This is a genomic window from Thauera sp. 2A1, assembly GCF_009469595.2.
In the GTDB taxonomy this organism is placed as follows: Bacteria; Pseudomonadota; Gammaproteobacteria; order Burkholderiales; family Rhodocyclaceae; genus Thauera.
Genome location: NZ_SSXV01000003.1, coordinates 172986 through 189491 on the forward strand (window position 1 = coordinate 172986; position 16506 = coordinate 189491).

At 66.5% G+C, this 16506-nt stretch carries 16 protein-coding genes; 8 read left to right on the forward strand and 8 right to left on the reverse strand.

Features of this window, described 5'->3' with window-relative positions; genetic code table 11:
• Positions 1 to 2: 2 nt before the first annotated feature.
• Entirely contained in the window at positions 3 to 1304 is a 1302-nt protein-coding gene (rlmD, locus tag GH664_RS04445; protein WP_153166919.1) for a 23S rRNA (uracil(1939)-C(5))-methyltransferase RlmD, read from the reverse strand.
• Positions 1305 to 1407: 103 nt separating this feature from the next.
• Here rlmD and GH664_RS04450 point away from each other — a divergent pair, with 103 nt between their 5' ends.
• The 3 genes from GH664_RS04450 (at position 1408) to GH664_RS04460 (ending at position 3563) form a co-directional block, all read left to right on the forward strand.
• Positions 1408 to 2547: a cupin domain-containing protein gene (locus GH664_RS04450; RefSeq protein ID WP_153166920.1), complete on the forward strand. Its 1140-nt coding sequence runs from the start codon at positions 1408 to 1410 to the stop codon at positions 2545 to 2547.
• Positions 2540 to 3040: a hypothetical protein gene (locus tag GH664_RS04455; protein ID WP_153166921.1), complete on the forward strand. Its 501-nt coding sequence runs from the start codon at positions 2540 to 2542 to the stop codon at positions 3038 to 3040. Before GH664_RS04450 ends, GH664_RS04455 begins: the two co-directional genes overlap by 8 nt.
• A 151-nt stretch (positions 3041 to 3191) precedes the next feature.
• Positions 3192 to 3563 carry a hypothetical protein gene (locus GH664_RS04460; protein WP_153166922.1) on the forward strand — a complete coding sequence of 124 codons (372 nt, stop codon included), beginning with the start codon at positions 3192 to 3194 and terminating at the stop codon, positions 3561 to 3563.
• A gap of 132 nt (positions 3564 to 3695) precedes the next feature.
• On the opposite strand, the gene bamC is transcribed toward GH664_RS04460, so the two are convergent.
• From bamC to GH664_RS04475, 3 genes are all read right to left on the reverse strand, one after another.
• Positions 3696 to 4838: an outer membrane protein assembly factor BamC gene (gene bamC, locus GH664_RS04465; RefSeq protein WP_153166923.1), complete on the reverse strand. Its 1143-nt coding sequence runs from the start codon at positions 4836 to 4838 to the stop codon at positions 3696 to 3698.
• Positions 4839 to 4863: 25 nt separating this feature from the next.
• Positions 4864 to 5742 carry a 4-hydroxy-tetrahydrodipicolinate synthase gene (dapA, locus tag GH664_RS04470; protein ID WP_153166924.1) on the reverse strand — a complete coding sequence of 293 codons (879 nt, stop codon included), beginning with the start codon at positions 5740 to 5742 and terminating at the stop codon, positions 4864 to 4866.
• 103 nt (positions 5743 to 5845) lie between these two features.
• Positions 5846 to 6772, reverse strand: coding sequence for a histone deacetylase family protein (locus tag GH664_RS04475; RefSeq protein ID WP_153166925.1), 927 nt, complete (start codon positions 6770 to 6772; stop codon positions 5846 to 5848).
• Positions 6773 to 6927: 155 nt separating this feature from the next.
• Between GH664_RS04475 and GH664_RS04480 the strand changes: the two genes are divergently transcribed.
• From GH664_RS04480 to GH664_RS04500, 5 genes are all read left to right on the forward strand, one after another.
• Entirely contained in the window at positions 6928 to 7845 is a 918-nt protein-coding gene (locus GH664_RS04480) for a MoxR family ATPase (protein WP_153166926.1), read from the forward strand.
• Positions 7845 to 8870 carry a DUF58 domain-containing protein gene (locus GH664_RS04485; RefSeq protein WP_153166927.1) on the forward strand — a complete coding sequence of 342 codons (1026 nt, stop codon included), beginning with the start codon at positions 7845 to 7847 and terminating at the stop codon, positions 8868 to 8870. The genes GH664_RS04480 and GH664_RS04485 overlap by 1 nt, the downstream gene beginning before the upstream one ends.
• Complete coding sequence (locus GH664_RS04490; protein WP_228111378.1) at positions 8860 to 10887, forward strand: DUF3488 and transglutaminase-like domain-containing protein; 2028 nt, start codon at positions 8860 to 8862, stop codon at positions 10885 to 10887. Before GH664_RS04485 ends, GH664_RS04490 begins: the two co-directional genes overlap by 11 nt.
• Positions 10884 to 11927 (forward strand): lytic murein transglycosylase B, encoded by a 1044-nt coding sequence (gene mltB / locus GH664_RS04495; RefSeq protein ID WP_153166928.1) that lies wholly within the window; start codon positions 10884 to 10886, stop codon positions 11925 to 11927. The genes GH664_RS04490 and mltB overlap by 4 nt, the downstream gene beginning before the upstream one ends.
• A 121-nt stretch (positions 11928 to 12048) precedes the next feature.
• The gene (locus GH664_RS04500; protein WP_228111379.1) at positions 12049 to 12888 is read left to right on the forward strand and encodes a DUF2189 domain-containing protein; all 840 of its coding nucleotides are present in this window, start codon (positions 12049 to 12051) and stop codon (positions 12886 to 12888) included.
• A gap of 37 nt (positions 12889 to 12925) precedes the next feature.
• Here the strand turns inward: GH664_RS04500 and rpoS are convergent, their stop codons facing one another.
• The 4 genes from rpoS to surE are packed head-to-tail and all read right to left on the reverse strand — an operon-like array spanning position 12926 to position 16156.
• Positions 12926 to 13864: an RNA polymerase sigma factor RpoS gene (gene rpoS, locus GH664_RS04505; protein ID WP_153166929.1), complete on the reverse strand. Its 939-nt coding sequence runs from the start codon at positions 13862 to 13864 to the stop codon at positions 12926 to 12928.
• Between the two features lie 11 nt (positions 13865 to 13875).
• Complete coding sequence (locus GH664_RS04510) at positions 13876 to 14766, reverse strand: peptidoglycan DD-metalloendopeptidase family protein (RefSeq protein ID WP_228111380.1); 891 nt, start codon at positions 14764 to 14766, stop codon at positions 13876 to 13878.
• Entirely contained in the window at positions 14763 to 15410 is a 648-nt protein-coding gene (locus GH664_RS04515) for a protein-L-isoaspartate(D-aspartate) O-methyltransferase (RefSeq protein ID WP_153166930.1), read from the reverse strand. Before GH664_RS04515 ends, GH664_RS04510 begins: the two co-directional genes overlap by 4 nt.
• 2 nt (positions 15411 to 15412) lie before the next feature.
• Positions 15413 to 16156 (reverse strand): 5'/3'-nucleotidase SurE, encoded by a 744-nt coding sequence (gene surE / locus GH664_RS04520; protein WP_153167006.1) that lies wholly within the window; start codon positions 16154 to 16156, stop codon positions 15413 to 15415.
• Positions 16157 to 16506 lie beyond the last annotated feature (350 nt).

Sequence of the window (16506 nt, forward strand, 5' to 3'; positions counted from 1 at the left end):
TTTCAGGCGAGTTCGAACAGCGCGACCGACTCGACATGGGAGGTCTGCGGGAACATGTTGGCGATCCCCGCTCCCCGCAGCAGGTAGCCCTTCTCATGCACCAGCACCGCCGCATCACGCGCGAGCGTGGCCGGGTTGCACGACACATAGACGATGCGCGCCGGCAACTGCTGCGCGCCGAGCGCCTTCACCACCGCGACCGCACCCTCGCGCGGCGGATCGATCAACAGCTTGTCCAGGCGCCCCAGCGCGGCGAGGCTGTCTTCGGTGGCCTCGAACAGGTTGGCCGCATGGAACTCGCTGTGCCCATCGAGACCGTTGCGGCGCGCGTTGTCGCGCGCGCGCGCCACCAGCGCCTCGCTGCCCTCGATGCCCACCACCGTCGCGCCACGGCGCGCGATCGGCAGGCTGAAATTGCCCAGCCCACAGAACAGGTCGGCGATGCGCTCGCCCGGTCGAGGATCGAGCAACTGCATGGCGCGCCGGATCAGCAGGCGGTTGATGTGGATGTTCACCTGGGTGAAGTCGGTCGGCCGGAAATCCAGCCCCACACCGAACTCCGGCAAGGTGTAGGACAGGCCGGAACCGTCCGCGGGGCGCAGCGGCGCGGCGGTGTCGGGGCCGCCGGGCTGCGTCCACACCTGCACGCCTTCAGCATCGGCAAATGCCGCGAGGGCATCGGCGTCGCGCGCACTCAGCGGCAGCAGGTGACGGAAGACCAGCACCGTCGTCGCCTCGGTGACGGCCACCTCGACCTGCGGCACCCGGTCGGCGATCGACAGCCCGGCGATCAGCTCGCGCAGGCGCGGCAGCAGCGCCGACACATGCGCTGGGAGGATGTCGCACGAGCGCATGTCGATGATGTAGCTCGAGCGCCGCTCGTGGAAGCCCACCCGCACGCCGCCCTTGCTCGGCACCAGCCGCACGCTGAGCCGTGCGCGGTCGCGATAGCGCCAGGCCGGGCCGTGGATCGCCGAATACACGATCTGCGGCTGCACGCCGCCGATGTGCCGCAACGCATCCTCCAGCACGCGCTGCTTGGCGGCGGCCTGCGCCACCGGGTCCAGGTGCTGCATCGAGCAGCCGCCGCAGGTGCCGAAATAGGCACAACGTGGGGTCACGCGCTGCGCGCTGGCCTTCAGCACGCGCACCGCGTCGGCCTGTTCGTAGCGCGGCTTCACACGATAGGACTCGTACTCCACGCGCTCGCCCGGCAGCGCGCCGTCGATGAAGATCGCCTTGCCTTCCACATGGGCGACGCCGCGACCTTCGTGGTCCAGCGACTCGATGACTGCGATGGGCATGGGCGGCTTCCGGCGGAAAAATCAGCCGGCGATTTTACCGCCAGCCTGCAGCCGCGTGACGGACGTGGGCCACGATGGTGGCCACCTCCCTATAATGTCGCGCATGAAACTGCCCGCACTCGACACGCTCCTCGGCGGCCTGACGCCGCGCCAGTTCTTCGAAGAATACTGGCAGAAGAAACCCCTGCTGATCCGCCAGGCCGTGCCCGGCTTCACCGGCGTGCTGTCTCGCGACGAACTCTTCGACCTCGCCTGCGACCCGGATGTCGAGTCGCGCCACGTCTCTCGCCACGGTGAAGAATGGCGCCTGGAGCGCGGCCCGCAGACGCGTGGCCGACTGCGCGGCAAGCGCAATCCATGGACGGTGCTGGTGCAGGGCGTGAACCTTTGGGTGCCGGAAGGCGACCGCCTGCTGCACCATTTCGACTTCATCCCGCAGGCGCGGCTGGACGACCTGATGATCAGCTACGCGGTGGATGGCGGTGGCGTCGGGCCGCATTTCGACAACTACGATGTATTCCTGCTGCAGGGCATGGGCCAGCGCCGCTGGCTGATCTCCGACCAGGACGACCGCACCCTGGTCGAAGGCGCGCCGCTGCGCATCCTGCAGGATTTTCACCCGACCCACGACTGGGTGCTGGACCCCGGCGACATGCTCTACCTGCCGCCGCACTGGGCGCACAACGGCATCGCCATCGGTGAATGCACCACCTACTCCATCGGCTTCCGTTCGCCGACGGCACAGGAACTGGGCGCGGAATTCCTCGGCTGGCTGCAGGAACGGCTGGATCTCCAGGGCCTTTACGCCGACCCCGACCTGCAGCCGCAGGCCCATTCGGCGGAAATTGCACCGCGCATGATCGACCAGATCGAAGGCATGCTTGCCCGCATTCGCTGGAGCCGCCGCGACGTTGCCGAGTTCGTCGGCGAATACCTGACCGAACCCAAGGCGCACGTCTTCTTCGATCCCCCTGAAGATCCGCTGACACGCATGGCTTTTGAACGGGCCGTCGCCACCTGCGGCTATGCCCTCGACCCCCGAACACTGCTGCTGTTCTCGGAAGCGGGCTTCCACCTCAATGGCGAAGCGGTCGCGGTTGCTGCCGAGCTTTCGCCGCTGATCGTCGAACTGGCGGACCGTCGCCGCATCGGCGCAACTTCGAATCATCCGCCAGCGCTGCTCGAACTGCTTTACGCGTGGTATTGCGACGGCTTCGGCACACCGGAACAGGGCCATGGCTGAAAATGCTGCAGCAGCCGTCGAGCGCAAATTCGACACCTATGCGGCGTATCGCGAGCAGTTTCTCGATGCACTGCGCAACACGAGACGCAGTCTCCTCATTTTCGATCGTGATCTGGCCCACACCGCGCTGGAGAGCCGCGATGGCATCGAGGCGCTGGACACCCTCGCACGCGACGTGGTCGGAGAGGAGCCGATCCGTATTCTGGTCAGCACCGCGACGCACATCGAGCAATCGTGCCCTCGGCTGTTGAAGCTGGTGGAGCGCTATAGCCCCCGCATGCGCATCAAGGTCGTCGCGGAGGGCGCTGCGCACCCCGATGGCTGCTTCCTGATCGGCGACGGCCGGGTGCTGGTCACACGCTTCCATCTTGATCGCGCACGCGGCAAGCGAGTCGACGGAGCGAGCCCGGACATCGCCCGGAACGCCGCACAATTTGAAACAATGTGGATATCGGCGAAGATCGGCCCAAGCGGCGCCGCGCTTGGGATTTGAACGAATTGCCCGGCATTGCGCAATGCCGCATCGCGATGTTGGCGTTGCAAATCGGCGTGCTAGAATTGAGCACGGTTTGGCACTTTTAAACCGCAATCACCTTGCGTTGGAAGTCTTGCCGTCATCACCTGTCAATAAGGATAAACAGCACATGAAGAACTCCCTCCTCGTCGCCGCCCTCGTCGCTCTCGCCGTGTCCGCTTGCGGCAAGAAGGAAACCGCTGCTCCGGCTCCGGCTCCGGCCGCCCAGGAACAGGCCGCTCCGGCCGCTGCCGCGCCGGCCGCCGCGCCCGCCGCCGAACAGGCCAAGGAAGCTGCTGAGAAGGCCACCGAAGCAGCCAAGGAAACCGCCGCTGCTGCCACCGAAGCTGCCAAGCAGGGCGCTGCCGCCACGGTTGAAGCCGCGAAGGAAGGTGCCGCCGCCGCTACCGACGCTGCCAAGGACGCTGCCGCCGCCGCCAAGGACGCCGCTGTCGCTGCCAAGGACGCTGCAGCCGCCGCTGTGGACGCTGCGAAGAAGTAATCGTCCCGCTGCGGACGTAAAAAAACCGGCTTCGTGCCGGTTTTTTTACGTCCTTGGCGATCCCGCGACACAAGACACGCGCGTCGTCCGCAGTGCAGCCGACGCCGCTGCGGCGTCGGCTGCACTTTCTCGTCAGCGAAGCTCCTGCTGCAGCAATCCGAGAATCCGCTTCGCGGTGTCGGAGTTGTCCGCCCCACCCTCCCGCGTCAGCACCGACACGCGCGCCTGGTCGCCGAGCCCCTGCACGCGCAGGCGGTATTCGCTGCCCGATGCCGCCGGTTTGTCGCTGCTGCGCCAGAAAGCGAGTCGGGACAGGAAACCTCCACCGCTCTTGGCCTTGGTGTCGGCATCCGGATCGACATAGCGCACGAAGTACAGGCCTTCGGTGCGGTTGCGATCTTCGACGGTGAAACCGATGCGATCGAGCGCGAGTCCGACGCGACGCCATGCGCGGTCGAAGGGTTCGTCCATCGTCAGGCCGACCTGACCATTGGACGCGGACGTGATCTTCGCACGCTCGGCAACCGGCGCGGTCGTGATGGCCGCCTTTGCGCGCGCCTCGTCGGCCCCGAGGCGAACCATGAGCCGGCGCAGCATTTCCGCCTCGAGCTCGGGATCGGCCGGGCGCGGCTGCCAGATCGTCGTATCCTTCGCTTCCGTCGGATAGATCTCCATCATGCCGCGGTGGCTGACGTAGATCTCCACGGTGCCGGGCTCCTTGCCGGGCTCCAGGCGGGTGCGGAACTTGTCGCGATTGGGCGTCGAATACAGCCCATCGAGCACCTTGCCGATCGTCGAGCGGATGATGTCCTGCGGGATCTTGGCGCGGTCTTCGGCCCAGTCGGTTTCCATGACGCCGATGTTCGGGCTGTCGATGTTGAGGATGAAGCCGAGTTCGAGCCAGAAGTCCTTCACCTGCGGCCAAAGCGCATCCGGTGTTCCCGGCACGACCAGCCAGCGCTGCGTGCCGGCGCGCTCGATGCGCATCTTGTCCGGCGTGGCCAGCACTTCACCGGAGGTCGAAGCCGTGGTGGGCTGGCCGGCGCGATCTGCAGCGTAGGCCGAATAAGTCGCCACACCGCGCGGCGCAACGTCCGGCACCGCGTAACGGTCGTCGCGCGTGGGCGCCGTCAGGTCCGGAGGAATCTCGAGCGGCGCAACCTGACGTGCGCTCTTGTAGTCGATACGTTTGGTTTCGAGCAGGCCGCCACTGCAGCCCGCCAGGAGAATTGAGGCCGCAGTGAAGGAAACGGTGGTACGCAAGGAGCGATTCATGAGGTTCCTGATGTGATAGAGCGTGTCAGACGTCGATGCCGGCCGTGCGCATCGCCTTCAGGACGCGCTCATGCTGCGATTCGGAGAGCAGGGTCAGCGGCAGGCGCAGGCCGTACCCGATCAGCCCCATGCGCGCCACGCCCCACTTCACGGGAATGGGATTCGCCTCACAGAACAGGTCACGATGCAGCGGCACGAGCTTCGCATTGGTCTCGCGCACGCGGCGCGCATCGTCTGCCGCGGCAGCAGCGCACAACTCGTGCATCGCGCGCGGCGCGATGTTGGCGGTGACCGAGATCACGCCGTGACCGCCGAGCATCAGGAACGCCGCGGACGTCATGTCGTCGCCGCTGTACAGGGCGAAACCCTTCGGCGCACGCGCGACGAGGTCACAGGCACGGTCGATGCTGCCGGTGGCATCCTTGATTCCGACGATGTTCGGGACTTCCGCCAGCCGCAGCGTGGTGTCGTTGGCCAGGTCGGCGACCGTGCGGCCGGGCACGTTGTAGAGGATCAGCGGCAGATCGACCGCCTCGGCGATGGAGCGGAAGTGGCGGTACAGACCTTCCTGCGTCGGGCGGTTGTAATAGGGCACCACGGACAGGTGCGCATCCGCGCCAGCCGACTTGGCAAAACGTGCCAGCTCGATCGCTTCGGCGGTCGAGTTGGCGCCGGTGCCCGCGATCACCGGCACGCGGCCGGCGGTGTGCTCGACCGTCACACGGATGAGTTCGCAATGCTCGTCGACGCTGACCGTGGGCGATTCGCCGGTGGTGCCGACGATGACGATGCCGTCGGTGCCCTCGGCGATGTGCCAGTCGATGAGGCTGCGCAGGCGCGGGAAATCCAGGCTGCCGTCGTCGAGCATAGGGGTGACGATGGCGACAATCGATCCGGTGATCATGGTGATGGGCGGGACGATAAAAGCTCGATTCTAACCCATCGCCGCAACTCGGCTAGATGCCCGGACGTTTTCCAGCGCCGGGCATTGCAACACCCGGTAAGCGCTAAAGATCGGCCAGCGCCTTGATGTGGGCGACAACCGAGCGCGCGAGCGAGGACAACGCATATCCGCCTTCCAGCAGCGACACGATGCGCTTGTGGCCGCAGTCCTCGGCGACCCCCTTGATCTGCTGCGTCGCCCAGACGTAGTCGGCCTCCAGCAGCCCCAGCGACCCCATGTCGTCCTCATAGTGGGCATCGAAGCCGGCCGACACGAAGATCATCTGCGGATTGTGGTTGCGCAGCGCCGGAACGATGATGTCGCTGAAGACCTGGCGGAAACCGTCGCCGCGCGTGCCGGCGGGAAGCGGCACGTTGCACATGTGCGCCGGCGCGTTGTCCACTCCGCAATAGGGGTAGAAGGGATGCTGGAAGATGCCCGCCATCATGACCCGGGGATCGTTGCGGAAGATGTCCTCGGTGCCATTGCCGTGATGGACGTCGAAATCCACGATGGCGACACGTTCGAGCCCATGCACGTCGATCGCATGGCGCGCTGCCACGGCGACGTTGTTGATGAAGCAGAAGCCCATCGCCTTGGCCCGCTCGGCATGGTGGCCAGGCGGACGGATGGCGCAGAAGGCGTTCTCGATCTCGCCCTTCATCACCAGGTCGGTGGCGAGGATGCCCGCACCGGCCGAGCGCAGCGCCGCCTTCATGGTGTTCGGATTCATTGCCGTATCCGGATCGAGGTGGCGGATGCCATGCTCCGGCACGTTGGCGATCAGCTCGTCGAAGTAACTCGCCGGATGCGCGCGACAGACCTGCTCCGCAGTGGCGACAGGCGCGTCGTAGAAGGACAGGTACAGGTCGAGCCCGGCGGCAATCAGGCGATCGTTGATCGCCGCCAGCCGGTCCGGGCATTCCGGATGAAACTTGCCCATGTCGTGCAGCCAGCACTCGCGGTGCGTGATGAACGCCGTCGTCGTCATGCCTCCCCCACTCCTGATCGGATTCGAACTCCCTGGCGCCGGATAACGCCTGCCACGCGGGAACACTGCGGTTCCGGGCCGGTCATTCAGGCGGTTGCGCCTTGTTTGTCGTCTATTATCACCGCTTCAACTGCAAAATCACAGTACGCCGAGCCATGCCCGATCGTCATGCAGACCGCCTCCTCGAAGCCGCCAGCCGGGTCATCCTCGGCAAGGAGCATGAGCTGCGGCTTGCGCTTGCCTGCCTCATCGCACGCGGCCATCTGCTGGTGGAAGATGTCCCCGGCGTCGGCAAGACCACGCTCGCGCACGTATTCGCACGGCTGCTGGGGCTGCAGTTCCAGCGCGTCCAGTTCACCAGCGACCTGCTGCCGGCGGACATCGTCGGCGTTTCAATCTTCGATCGCGAAACGGGCAGCTTCCGCTTCCATCCCGGCCCCCTCTTCGCCCAGTTGATCCTTGCCGACGAGATCAATCGCGCCACACCGAAGACACAGAGTGCGCTGCTCGAGGCGATGGAGGAGCGCCAGATCACCGCCGACGGGCGCACCCTCGCCCTGCCGAGCCCGTTCTTCGTCATCGCGACGCAGAATCCGGCGAACCAGATCGGGACTTTCCCGCTGCCCGAAAGCCAGCTCGACCGCTTCCTGATGCGCATCCACCTCGGCTATCCGGCACGTGCCGCCGAGCGCGCGCTCCTCATGGGCGAAGATCGCCGTCGCCTGCTGGAGCGCCAGCAGCCAGTGATCTCCATCGACGAGTTGCGTGCGCTGCAGCGTGCCGGACAAGACGTCATCGTCGCCGATGCGCTGATCGACTATGTGCAGGCCCTGCTCGCCGCCACCCGCACCGATGTCTCGCTCGCCGCTGGACTCAGCCCGCGCGCCGGCCTCGCACTCATTGCCGCGGCACGTGCCTGGGCGCTGATCGACGGGCGGGACCATGTGCTACCCGAGGACGTGCAGGCGGTCTTTCCCCACGTTGCCGGCCATCGGCTGCACCTCGCCGGCGACGGCCGCAACGTATCGCCGGCCGCGCTGCTGCGCCTGCTCCAATCCGTCGCATTGCATTGATGCCGTCGGCGACGCAGCCCCTCGCAAGCACGCTGCGCAGGGCTTCCCGCGCGATGGTGGACCGCTGGCTGTTCCGTCTCGACCGCCCCGAGCCGTCTCCCATCGTGCTGCACCAGCGGCGCATCTACGTCTTGCCAACGAACGCAGGACTCGGCCTCGCAGTCGCCCTGCTGGCGATGCTGATCGCCTCGATCAACTACAGCCTCAGCCTCGGCTTCGGACTCACTTTCCTGATCGCCGGCATCGGCATCGCCAGCATCATCCACGCATTCCGCAACCTCTTTGGCCTGAGCGTGAGCGCGGGGCGCTGCGAACCCGCTTTCTGTGGCGAATCTGCGCGCTTCGTCTTCCATGTGACCAATTCCCGCCGCTGGCGACGCCCTGCGCTGCGCCTGCGCTTGCATGGCGGCGAGACGGCCTTCGACCTGGCCGCGGCCGACGTCACGAACGTCGAACTTGCCAGCCCTGCGACGCACCGTGGATGGCTCGCCGCCGGGCGAATGACACTCGAGACGACCTGGCCGCTGGGCCTCATCCGTGCCTGGAGCGTCTTCATTCCGGACCTCGCCTGCATCGTGTATCCGCAGCCGGAGAGAGCGCCTCCGCCGCTGCCGCTGGGTGCAGCCGAAGGCGGTAACGGGCGCCGGCTTGCGAACACGGGAGACGAGGATTTCCACGGCCTGCGTCCGTATCGCGACAGCGACTCGCCACGCCATGTCGCGTGGAAGGCGCTGGCGCGCGGAGCGCCGCTGCTGACCAAGCAATACGCCGGACACCGCGGCGAAGACGTGGTCCTCGACTGGCACACGCTGCCCGCCACGTTGGGTGACGAGCAGCGGCTTTCACGCCTCACCGCCTGGCTGCTGGCTGCGGAGCGGGCGGGTCATCGCTATGCGCTGAAGCTGCCGTCCGCGCGGATCGATGCCGGCCAGGGCGAGCACCAACTGCATCGATGCCTGAGGGCCCTGGCGCTGTACCGCGCGTCCGACACACCGCCAGCGGGAACGAAGCGGGATGCGCGCTGAACGTATGCGACACGACACGCATGCGGGCGGGGCGATCGGCAGCCTGACGCCGCCTTCGCTGACGCTGCAGCAGGGGCTGTGGCTGCTCGCCGCGGCCGGCGTCACGCTTGCGCCTCATGCCAGCTATCTGCCGTGGTGGATCATCGCGGCCTGCGCGTCCCTGCTGGGCTGGCGCGCATGGTTGCTGTGGCAGCGTCGCCTGCCTCCGCACCGCGTGCTGCTGTTGCTCCTCACGCTGGCCTGCGGTGTTGCGGTACGGCAGGAATACGGTCACTTTTTCGGCAAGGATCCCGGCGTGGCACTGCTCGCCCTGCTGCTATGCCTCAAGCTGCTCGAGATCCGCCGCTCACGGGATGTGCGCGCCGCCGTGCTGCTGTGCTTCTTCCTGCAGATGGCGGTCTTCTTCGAGGACCAGTCACCGCTGATCGCGCTGGCGGCGCTGTCCGGCACCTGGCTTGCCGTCGTCACCCTGCTCGCGCTGGCCGACGCGAATGCAGCGCACCGCGCGCAGATGCGCACCGGCGCGCTGCTGCTGGCGCAGGGCCTGCCGTTCATGCTGATGCTGTTCCTGCTCTTCCCCCGGGTGCAGGGGCCGCTCTGGGGCTTGCCCGCAGATGCGACGAGTGCACGCTCGGGCCTGTCCGACACGATGAGCCCGGGATCCATCAGCGATCTGAGCGTGTCGCCAGACATCGCGTTCCGCGTCGAATTCAGCGGGTCGCCGCCCGAACCCTCGGCGCGCTACTGGCGCGGCCCGGTATTCACGCGCTTCGACGGACGCACCTGGCGAGCAGAACGGCCCATCGAGGCCAGCACGCCCTTCTACACCCCATCCGGGCGCCGCTTCGACTACCGCATCACGCTCGAACCTCACGACCAGCGCTGGCTGCTGGCGCTCGACTTTCCAGGTGCGGGTGCGGGCGCGGTTAGAGGCGATGGTGCGGGCGCGGGCCCGATCCGCTTCACGAATTTTGCGCAAGCCCTGCTGCCGCGCCCGCTGCAAAGCCGCAGCCGCTTCGAGCTCAGCGCGTGGCCTGGCACCGCCACCGGCCTGCAGGAGACGGCGGCGACGCTGACCGCCGCACTTGCGCTGCCCGATGGTTTCAACCCCCGCAGCCGCGAACTCGCCCGCCAGCTTGCGGCAGGCGCAGGCTCGGACGCAGTGATCCTGGATCGCGTCGTCTCGTACCTGAGCGAAAGCCGCCTCACTTACACGCTGAAGCCGCCCCTGCTCGGCCGCGATGCGGTCGATGAGTTCCTCTTCGAGACCCGCCGCGGCTTCTGCGAGCACTTCGCATCGGCCTTCACCGTGCTGCTGCGGGGCGCGGGCGTACCGGCGCGTGTGGTGGCCGGCTACCAGGGCGGCGAGGTCAACCCGATCGACGGCAATCTCGTGGTGCGTCAATCCGATGCGCACGCCTGGGCGGAGGTGTGGCTCGGCGGGCGGGGCTGGGTCCGGGTCGATCCCACTGCGCTGGCAGCTCCGCAGCGCATCGAGGCCGGCCTTGCGGCCGCCCTGCCTGAAGGCGAAGCCCTGCCGCTGATGATGCGGCAGGATCTGGGCTGGCTTCGCAACCTTCGTCACCGTTGGGAAGCGCTCGCCAATGCCTGGGATCAGCGCGTTCTTGGCTACAATCCGGAGAGGCAGCGAGAGTTTCTCGCCAGCCTGGGCTTCGGCAAGGTCGACTGGCCCCAGCTCGTCGCCCTGATGTCAGGCGTCGGACTGATCCTGATTGGCGGGCTGATGGCCTGGGCAAGCTGGCAGCGGCGGCTCCAGGATCCGCTGGAGCGGAGCTGGCTAGTCTTCTGCAAGCGGCTTGCCCGCGCCGGTCATCCGCGTGCCCCCTGGGAAGGCCCGCAGGATTACGGCCGCAGGCTGGCGCTCGCCCTGCCCCGGCAGGCGGACGAGCTGCTCCGCATCACCGCATCCTATGCGCGCCTGCGCTACGGTGCAGGGGCAAACCGCGCCGACATCCGTGCGCTGAACCGACAGATACGCAACTTCGAACTGCAATGAAAGACACCCTTCGCGCCCCGCTCGCCGCCTTTGCCCTTGCAGCGAGCGCCCTTGCCGTCGCCCTGCCGCGCACCGCGCAGGCCTCTTTCCTCGAGCGCGACGATGCACAGGCCTTCGTGCGCGAGATGGTCGAAAAGCATGGCTTCGACAGCACGGCCGTCACCGCTGCGCTCACCCTCGCGCAGCACGAACCGCAGGTGATCCGCCTGATCGCGCCGCCGAGCCGGCCCGGCGTACGTTCGTGGCAAAAGTATCGCGCCCGCTTCCTCGATCGGTTGCGCATCGACGGCGGGCTGGCCTTCTGGGCAGAAAACGAAGCCGACCTGCAGCGCGCCTCGGAGCGCTACGGCGTACCGATCGAAATCATCGTCGCCATCATCGGCGTCGAAACCGTCTATGGCCGCAACACCGGCAACTTCGAGACCCTGTCCGCGCTGGCCACCCTGGCCTTCGATTACCCGCCGCGCGCACCGCTCTTCCGCCGCGAACTCGAGTCACTGCTGCTGCTCGCGCGCGACCAGGGCCGCGCTCCGCAGAGCTTCTACGGCTCCTACGCCGGTGCGCTGGGCTATCCACAATTCCTGCCCAGCAGCGTGCGCAATTTCGGCGTGGATTTCGACGGCGACGGTCACATCGATTTCGACGCCAGCCCGGCCGATGCGATCGGCAGCGTCGCCAACTACCTGCACGTGCATGGCTGGCGAATTGGCGAGCCGGTCGCCGAGCGCGCGCGCTTCACCCGGGTGGTCGATCCTGAACCGTTGGTGGCTGCCGGCATCGAGCCCAGCCTGGAACCCGTCGCGCTGGCCGACGCTGGCGTGACGACGATCAGCGGCGCACCCCCGGCCGCCACCGCCACCCTCGTCGATCTCGTCACCCCCGGCGCAACCACCGAGTACTGGCTCGGCTACCGCAACTTCTACGTCATCACGCGCTACAACCGCAGCAGCTTCTACGCGATGTCGGTGTTCGAACTGGCCGAAGCCCTGCGCGCGCGGCGTGCCACCCAGCTCGCGCAACAGACCGGGCAGGCCCGGTAGTTTCGTTCCCCATTCCCCGGCCTGTTCGGCACAGGCCGGCGCACCTTGCGCACGAAGTGATGCGGGTCAAGGCGATGTGGACTGGCCACGCCGAGAATCATGTCGTCGGGAAGGAGGCGCCATGATCATCCATTCGCTGTTCGATTCAATCTCACCGCTCGCCGGCGCGGACATGCCGTCCACCGCACTGGGCATGGCGCTCGGACTCGGGCTGGACCCGACAGGCAGCCTGCGGCCCGCGCGCGTCGGCGTGCGCGACATCGCGGCGGCGCTGCGCGAAGGTCATGCGACGTTCCGCGCGACGATCGCGCTGAGCATGACCTGCGCTGCCTTCTTCGCGCTGGTTGGAGCCGCACTGTTCCTGACACTGGAGTGGCTGTCCATCGCACCGCTGAGCGTGTCCGCCGCCGGCGGTTTCGTCCTGATCGGGCCGACCATCCTCGCGGGTTTCTTCGCCATCGCCGATCGGCACGATGGAGGCGTCAGGCCCACCCTGGCGGAGGTGTCGCGCGGCTTCCGCAACATGCCGCGCGGCGGCTGGGTCGTGTCCTTCGTCTGCGCGCTGCTGTTGCTGATCTGGTTCACCGATGCCGGAACGCTTTACGGCTTCATGGTCGCCCACGCGCCACGGGGGTTCCGCGAACTCCTCCGGGGCGATTCGGACGTCCTTATTTTTCTCGGCTTCAGCGCGCTGATGGGGGCAGGCCTGGCCTTCATCCTGTACTGCGTCACCGCGTTCTCCATCCCGCTCATCCACGACCACCGCGCCAACCTGGTGTCAGCCGTGGTCGCGAGCGTGCGAGCGGTATTCGGGCGCTTCCCGGTGATGATCTGCTGGGGCCTTTTGATCGCGGGCGTGATGCTGCTGAGTGCTTGGCTGCTGCCGCTGCTGCTGTATTCCCTGCCGACGATGGCCTACGCCAGCCGCGCGTTCTATCGCCGCGTATTTCCGCCAGACTGAGCGCCGCGGCGGCGGGAGCTTCCGAAACAGGAGCTGCTCAGAGCAGGGCGTCGCGGCCAATGCCACGGCGCTTCAGAATCCGTCGCAACTGGCTGAGGGCTTCGAGCTGGATCTGGCGCACACGTTCGCGGGTGAGCTCGAGGCGCAGCGCGAGCTCCTCCAGCGTCAGCAATTCGCATTCATCGATGCCATAGCGGTGCCGGATCACGAGCCGCTGCTTGTCGCTGAGCATCTTGATCCACTCGCGCACGAGGTGCTCCACTTCCGTGGAGTGAATCTGCAGGTCGGGAGTCTCGACATGCTCGTCGGCGAGCGACTCGCCGATCGACAAGCTCGGGTCGATATCCAAAGGTGCGTCGAGAGATGCGGTGTGCTCGCTCAGCGCCAGCACCGCACGTACTTCCTCCACCGGCTTGTTCAGGCGCTGCGCGATGCTCTCCAGCGTCGACTCGCCATTTGAACTTGCCTCGAGCGAGCGTTGCGCACGCAGCACCTGGTTGAGTTCCTTCACGACATGGACCGGAAGCCGGATCGTGCGCGACTGGTTCATGATCGCGCGCTCGATGTTCTGCCGGATCCACCAGGTGGCGTAGGTGGAAAAACGGAAACCGCGCTCCGGGTCGAACTTCTCGAGCGCATGCATGAGCCCGAGGTTTCCCTCCTCGACCAGGTCGAGCAAGGGGATGCCGCGGTTCAGATAATGCTTGGCGATATTGACGACCAGCCGCAGGTTGCGCTCGATCATCGTCTGCCGCGCAGCGAAGTCACCGCCCCGCACCAGCCTCGCCAGACGCAGTTCTTCGTCGGGCGTCAGCAGCGGGTTGGCGCCGATCTCGTTGAGGTAGAGCTGAGTGACATCGCTCAGGAAGTCGTTTTCGACCGCCGGCCCATGCTGCGGACTGGCGAAGACTTCCACTTCCAGCGGAAGATCCGGCTCCTGACTCTCGAGATCGTCCAGATCAACCGGTTCTTCCATCCGTCACTCCTTCAGCGCGCCGGCAGATACTTCATTGGATCGACCGCCTTGCCCTGTTTGCGGATCTCGAAATGCAGCTTGGGGCGATCGGCTTCTGTGTTTCCAAGTTCGGCAATCTGCTGCCCCTTGGCGACAACGTCATCTTCCTTCACGAGCAACTTCTGGTTGTGAGCATAAACCGAGTTGTACTCCTGGTTATGCTTGATCACAACCAGCTTGCCGTAGCCGCGAAGGCCACTACCGGCATAGACGACCTTGCCCGCCGCCGAGGCGTAAACCGGATCGCCAGGGTTACCGGAGATGTCCACACCCTTGTTCGTGCTTTCGTTGAAACCCGCGATCGGCTTGCCCTTTGCCGGCCAGAGCCAGTCACCATTACCCTGCGCAGGCCCCACGGCAGGCGCCGCAGGCGGGGAAGGTTGCGGCACCGCCCCGGCGTTGAGCTTCGCCCACGCATCGTCGGAATAGGGCTGGCGCCCGCCGACCGGCGCCTGCTTGATCGGTACCGCCGCACCTTCGCCGCCAACCGGCGTGACCGGCGCTACCACCACAGCGGAGGGCGCAACCGGGATCGCCGTGGCGACCTCGCTGCTCCCCTCGCCCGCACCGGGAGGCGCCACGCGCAGGCTTTGTCCGACATGGATCTGGTTCGGGTCAGTCAGGCCATTCCAGGTGACGAGGTTGGGAATCGTCTGCCCATACTGCCGGGCAATGCCGATCAACGTGTCGCCCGGACGTACGACGTGCACGCCGGCCGCCTGCGGCGCCGTCGCAGAAGGTGCTGGCCCGCCGTCGCGCACAGGCGCGGTGATGCGCGACGCGCAGCCGGACAACATGAGGACCGCGACCAGCAGGGCGGTCGTCGTCTGCTTTCGCTTCATGAATCGATTGAAGTGTTTCATTCCGTACCAGCAAGGAGCGGCACGAATCGAACCGCCTCGTGCCAGCTTTCCCTGAATATGTTTCCTTGTCGCTCGACAAGCAGCAGGCGCTGCTCCGCAGAGCCTACCGGGACGATCAGACGACCGCCCGGCGCGAGTTGTTCCTTCAACGCCTGCGGCAGGCCGATCGCCGCCGCGGCGACGATGATGCTGTCGAACGGTGCCGCCTCCGCCAATCCCAGGCTACCGTCGGCAAGTTTCAGCCGTACGTTGGGCAGCCGCAGCGGTCGCAGGTTGGCGCGCGCCCGATCGAGCAAGGGCCGGATGCGCTCCACCGCGTACACCTCGGTGGCCAGTTGCGACAGGACCGCGGCCTGGTAGCCGCAACCGGCTCCAACCTCGAGCGTCTTGCCCAGCTCGCGCCCGATGCGCAGCAATTCAATCATTCGCGCAACGATGAATGGCTGCGAGATCGTCTGCTGGAATCCGATCGGCAATGGCGTGTCGTCGTAAGCGCTGTACGCGAGCCCTTCCTCGACGAACTGGTGACGCGGCACCCCCTGCATCGCGGCCAGCACGCGCTCGTCGCGGATGCCCTGGATGCGCAGGCGCTCGACCATGCGCGCGCGCGCACGCGCTGCCTGTCCGGCGTCCGCACTGCGCATCGTCACAGCTTCAACCAGTCGTTGACCGGCCCGATCAGGCCATTGTGAGTCAGATCCAGTTGCAGGGGCGTGACCGACACGAAGCCGTTCGCCACCGCGTGGAAGTCCGTTCCCTCGCCGGCGTCGGCCGCCCCCCCTGCTGCGCCGACCCAATACACCGTCTCGTTGCGCGGTGTCACGCTGCGCACCACCGGTTCCGCCTTGTGGCGCCTGCCCAGGCGCGTGACCCGGATCTCCCCCAGGCTGTCGTAGGGAAGATCGGGCACATTGACGTTGAGCAGCACTGGCTGGCGGAACGGGGCGCGCATGAAGCGTTCGGCAAGATCGCGCGCGACTCTTGCCGCTGCCGAAAAATCCGATGCCGATTTGCTGACAAGTGACACGGCGATCGACGGCACGCCGAGCAGAAACCCCTCCGTGGCCGCTGCCACGGTACCGGAATACACGGTGTCGTCGCCCATGTTGGCGCCATGGTTGACGCCCGACACGACCATGTCGGGGAGATGTTCGAGCATGCCGGTGACCGCCAGGTGGACGCAATCGGTCGGCGTGCCATTAACGAAATGGAACCCGTTCGCGGCGCGCCGCAGCGACAGCGGCCGGTCCAGCGTCAGCGAATTGCTCGCACCACTTCGATCGCGCTCCGGCGCAACGACCGTCACTTCGCCGAGCGTGCTCAGGGCTTCCGCGAGTGCGGCAATCCCGGGGGCGAAATAACCGTCGTCGTTACTGACCAGAATGCGCATTTCGAGTCCATGCAGAGCATTGACGAACACGGCGGATATGCTGATCCGCTCGATGAGAGGCGAAAATTCTAGCACAGGGAGAAGAACAGTCCGGCGCACGGCTGCAGACAAAATCCCTCAAACCATCCGGAGGGCACGCGCAGCGCGAGACGCTGCTGCCCCTCCGCAGGAGCGCGCGGCTGCGGCCGGACGCGTCATCGCCGAGGCGATCGCCTGCAATGGACGTTGCCAGCAGTGATTTGGATCTACTATATTTGCACGAATACTCCGAGCACGACACCACCCGCCGCACCGGCCGTTCCGCGCAAGGCGGGCGCCTAACGATCTCGATCCCGTCGTCTCTCTCCCTG

Excerpts from the sequence above, each read along its gene's own strand:
- rlmD (WP_153166919.1), bottom strand. The coding sequence starts at position 1,304 with ATGCCCATCGCAGTCATCGAGTCGCTGGACCACGAAGGTCGCGGCGTC.
- GH664_RS04450 (WP_153166920.1), top strand. The coding sequence starts at position 1,408 with ATGAAACTGCCCGCACTCGACACGCTCCTCGGCGGCCTGACGCCGCGC.
- GH664_RS04455 (WP_153166921.1), top strand. The coding sequence starts at position 2,540 with ATGGCTGAAAATGCTGCAGCAGCCGTCGAGCGCAAATTCGACACCTAT.
- GH664_RS04460 (WP_153166922.1), top strand. The coding sequence starts at position 3,192 with ATGAAGAACTCCCTCCTCGTCGCCGCCCTCGTCGCTCTCGCCGTGTCC.
- bamC (WP_153166923.1), bottom strand. The coding sequence starts at position 4,838 with ATGAATCGCTCCTTGCGTACCACCGTTTCCTTCACTGCGGCCTCAATT.
- dapA (WP_153166924.1), bottom strand. The coding sequence starts at position 5,742 with ATGATCACCGGATCGATTGTCGCCATCGTCACCCCTATGCTCGACGAC.
- GH664_RS04475 (WP_153166925.1), bottom strand. The coding sequence starts at position 6,772 with ATGACGACGACGGCGTTCATCACGCACCGCGAGTGCTGGCTGCACGAC.
- GH664_RS04480 (WP_153166926.1), top strand. The coding sequence starts at position 6,928 with ATGCCCGATCGTCATGCAGACCGCCTCCTCGAAGCCGCCAGCCGGGTC.
- GH664_RS04485 (WP_153166927.1), top strand. The coding sequence starts at position 7,845 with ATGCCGTCGGCGACGCAGCCCCTCGCAAGCACGCTGCGCAGGGCTTCC.
- GH664_RS04490 (WP_228111378.1), top strand. The coding sequence starts at position 8,860 with ATGCGCGCTGAACGTATGCGACACGACACGCATGCGGGCGGGGCGATC.
- mltB (WP_153166928.1), top strand. The coding sequence starts at position 10,884 with ATGAAAGACACCCTTCGCGCCCCGCTCGCCGCCTTTGCCCTTGCAGCG.
- GH664_RS04500 (WP_228111379.1), top strand. The coding sequence starts at position 12,049 with ATGATCATCCATTCGCTGTTCGATTCAATCTCACCGCTCGCCGGCGCG.
- rpoS (WP_153166929.1), bottom strand. The coding sequence starts at position 13,864 with ATGGAAGAACCGGTTGATCTGGACGATCTCGAGAGTCAGGAGCCGGAT.
- GH664_RS04510 (WP_228111380.1), bottom strand. The coding sequence starts at position 14,766 with ATGAAACACTTCAATCGATTCATGAAGCGAAAGCAGACGACGACCGCC.
- GH664_RS04515 (WP_153166930.1), bottom strand. The coding sequence starts at position 15,410 with ATGCGCAGTGCGGACGCCGGACAGGCAGCGCGTGCGCGCGCGCGCATG.
- surE (WP_153167006.1), bottom strand. The coding sequence starts at position 16,156 with ATGCGCATTCTGGTCAGTAACGACGACGGTTATTTCGCCCCCGGGATT.